This window comes from Nocardia farcinica (genome assembly GCF_029867845.1).
Taxonomy (GTDB): Bacteria; Actinomycetota; Actinomycetes; order Mycobacteriales; family Mycobacteriaceae; genus Nocardia; species Nocardia farcinica_A.
Genome location: NZ_JARWRU010000126.1, coordinates 1 through 3,614 on the forward strand (window position 1 = coordinate 1; position 3,614 = coordinate 3,614).

Sequence of the window (3,614 nt, forward strand, 5' to 3'; positions counted from 1 at the left end):
GCTCCCTCTGCCCCAACACCCCCGGTTAACACTAAAAACCGCTCAACCCCAACCCACCGTGGGCCGGGGCGGGGTATTGCCCCGCGACCACGCCCCTCACTCGTTCAGCGGCCCCTGGAAGTTCAGCGGCCCCCTAGAAGACCCGCATCGACCCGGGCGACCAGAAGCCGCTCCTGGTCTCGGTCGCGGTGCTCAGCTCGGCGGGCACCGCGTCGCGGTAGTACTGGTCGTAGCGCTCCAGCGAGCCCCAGTCACGCGCCCAGTCGTCGCGCAGATAGGTGGGCAGCGTGGTGGAGCGGGCCAGCATCTGCGAGAAGCCGAGCGGGCCGCCGAACTCCTGGGCCTGCCAGGTGTTGGTGGAACTCACCGCCAGCGGGCGGTCGGGCAGCACCCGGTAGCGCGGCACCTCGGCCACGCCGTACTCGTGGTAGAACGGCCGCTGGCAGGGGAACTGCAGGCCGACGGCCCAGTCCAGCAGCACCGGCTGCTCGGAGCCCAGGTGGTCGTTCAGCGTCTCCAGCACCGGCACCCGGGGCGGGGTGAACGCCAGCCACTGGTCGCCGATCAGGATCGGGTCGTTGGCCACGATGCGCACCGCGTCGGAATCGGGGGCCAGCGCGTCCATCGGGATGCGCAGGTTGCGCCAGGACGGGAACGGGCCGATGTCGCGCGGCAGGTACTCGCCCTGCTCGACCACGGTGCCGTCGGCCTGGCGCTTGCCGTAGACGAGCTTGAGCTCCTGGCCGTAGTTCATCCTGCCGGTGTCGTCGAAGCTCAGCACCCGGCCGGCGGCCGAGATGACGATCAGCGGCCGGTCCTCGGAGCGCTCGGGCAGCTCGTACCAGCTCGACACCACTCGCGCGGGCTGCTGCACGCCGGACTGGTAGGAGCCCATCACCGGGGTGGTGGCCGGGTCGAGGCCGAACGGCAGCGCCACGGTCGAGCCGTTGACGCCGAGCGCGCCCTGACCGCCGCCGGTGCCCGCGTTCTCGCCCTCGGCGAAGTTGGCGCCGACCGACTGGTTGGAGGTGTTGCCGGTGCCCGGCTTGACCTCGACGGCGTCGGCGGACAGATCGTCGGGCACACCGTTGGGGTCGAAGCCGACCGGGTTCACCCCGGCCAGCGGATCGGCCTCCGGCGGCAGCTGCGGGTCGGGGATCGGGTTCAGCCTGCCCTGGTTCGGGTCCGGCTCGACCAGCACGTCGTTGGCCAGGCCGCAGGTGTCGCCCGCCAGCGCGTCGAAGTTCGAGCGGGCCAGCGAGTAGGCCGGGTACTGCGCGACCGCGCCCTTGGCCAGCGAGGCCACCTCCAGCAGCACCATCGCCGCGGCCACCACGGTCAGCGGGATGGCGGCGAAGCGGCGGATGCGCCTGCCGCGCACGGTGCGCGCCGAGGGCTGCGGGGCGGTGTAGTCCTCCCGCAGGGTGAACCAGGCGACCAGCGCCAGCGCCAGGCCGAACAGGATCAGCGCGGCGGTGTTGGACTGGTAGCCCTGGAAGGAGATCGGCTTGTCGAACCACGGCACGCCGAAGCTGGAGACGTACCAGTAGCCGTTGATGCCGGAGAAGGAGATCGCCAGCACGAACAGCAGGCCCGCCAGGAAGATGGCCCGGTTCTTGCGCGCCCGCAGCGCGGTGGCCGAGACCGCCACCGCCGTGACCGCGGCCAGTGAGCCCGCGATGCCCGCGTACGCGCCGAAGTGGTGGGTCCACTTCGTCGGGTTGAACATCATGAAGAAGATCGTGCCGAAGACGATGCCCATCAACCGCCAGGTCGGAGCGGCGGCGATGCCGGGCACCCGCCTGCGGCGCAGCAGCACCAGCATGGTGGTGAACAGGCACAGCAGCATCACCAGGAACGCGAAGCGCCGCGACAGCGAGCCGTCCACGGTCTCCACGAACAGGTAGTAGTAGCGCAGGTAGTCCTCGTACCAGGCCAGGTTCGGGCCGGTGGCCTGGCGGACCCGGTTGGCCTCCATGATCCCGGCGAAGGTCTGGTCGCCGAAGACCACCACCAGCACGAGGAAGCCGGCCGCGGCGATCGGGGCCAGCAGCGCGACGGCGCCGTGCTCGCGGTGGCGGCGCACCACGATGCGCACCAGCGGGCGGATGCCTGCCAGCAGCGCGGCCACGCACATCAGACCGGTGGGCGCGGCGGCCAGGGTGAAGGCCGCGACCAGCACCGCGACGCCGGCGGGCAGCAGCCGTCCGGTGGCGATGGCCCGCTCGATGGAGACCCAGGTCAGCAGCGCGCCGACGGCAACGATGGGCTCCGAGCGCAGGCCGTTGTCGAAGGGCAGCCAGAAGGCGAGGAACACCAGGCCGCCGGTCCACAGCGCCACCCGGCTGTGCCGCACGCCGCGGCCGAGGCGCGGCACCACCTCGCGGCTGATGACCAGCCAGCACAGGATCGCGCAGAACAGCGCGGGCAGGCGCACCCACGGGCTGGCCGTGGAGATCTCGGCGAAGACCTGGATGACGTAGTAGTACCAGCCGAAGGGCGCCTCGGGGACGCCGAACCAGCGGAAGTAGTTGGCCATGTAGCCCGACTCGGGGGCCACCCGGACCATGCTCAGGATGTAGCCGGCGTCGGAGGTGTTGGCGCCGATGAAGTGCCACAGCACCAACGTGCCGATGACCGCGCCGTCCACGCCCGTCGGCTTGAACCACTTCGCCGGCAGGAAGCGGCGGTGGCCGCGGCCGTCGCTGCCGTCCAGACGGGCCAGCGCGGCCAGGGCCAGCAGGGTGCACAGGACCGCGGCGATGATGGCGGTCAGCTTGATCCAGGTGGGGCTGGAGCTGAAGCGGGTGTCGACGGTCATGTCGAACGACAATCCGGCCGGGACCGCCCCCTCCAGGTCGGAGAACACGCCGACCACCTGCGGGCGGAAGTCACCGGCCATGCGGCCCTCGGCGGGCACCTGGACGATCTCGGTCTGTCCCGCGGCGCCCTCGACCGGCTGCTCGATGTCCCACATCAGGCCGGTGAAGGCCGCCGTGGTGGCCTCGTTGTCGGAGGTGATGTCGATCGAGGAGCACTCGCCGATGCGGGCGCGCTCGGCGGAGGCCACCACCGCGTTGCGGTTGACCACGTCCACCGAGGACTCCGAGACGCGCACGAACATGGCCTCCAGCGCCGCGCGGTCGCCCTGCGGCGGCGCGGTGGCCAGCAGCATGCCGCCCTGCGGGGGCAGCGCCTGCACCGCCGAGCACGGGATGCTCGCGGTCAGGTCGATCGGAACCTGGGCCATCAGCGGCGCCTGCACGTTCCGCAGCACGTCGCCCTGGGGCCAGTTCAGCACCGCGGTGGTCTGCTTCACGGGGAGGAAGGGCACCGCGAGCGCCAGCACCGCGCCCAGAATGCCCGCCACCACGGCGACGATTCGCGCGGTGTGGAAATCTCGCGGGCGAACCTCGGGAGCGGCGGGCGGCTTCGTCAAGACAGCTGTAGCGGCGTCGGGCACGGAAGGCAATGCTAGCCGTTACCCGGATTCCCGGTACCCCCGCCGCGGCCGGTCGCGCGCGCCGCAGTGCCGGCGCGGCGGGAACCCCCCCCCGCACCCGAGCGGGGACACACCACCCCCCAGGCTGAGCGGGGTGCGCCGGGCTGGGTAG

General features: G+C 71.7%; 1 protein-coding gene. It reads right to left on the reverse strand.

From position 1 onward, the window contains the following. Nucleotides 1-133 precede the first annotated feature (133 nt). Nucleotides 134-3,463, reverse strand: coding sequence for an arabinosyltransferase domain-containing protein (locus QH283_RS02440; RefSeq protein ID WP_432420640.1), 3,330 nt, complete (start codon nucleotides 3,461-3,463; stop codon nucleotides 134-136). Nucleotides 3,464-3,614 lie beyond the last annotated feature (151 nt).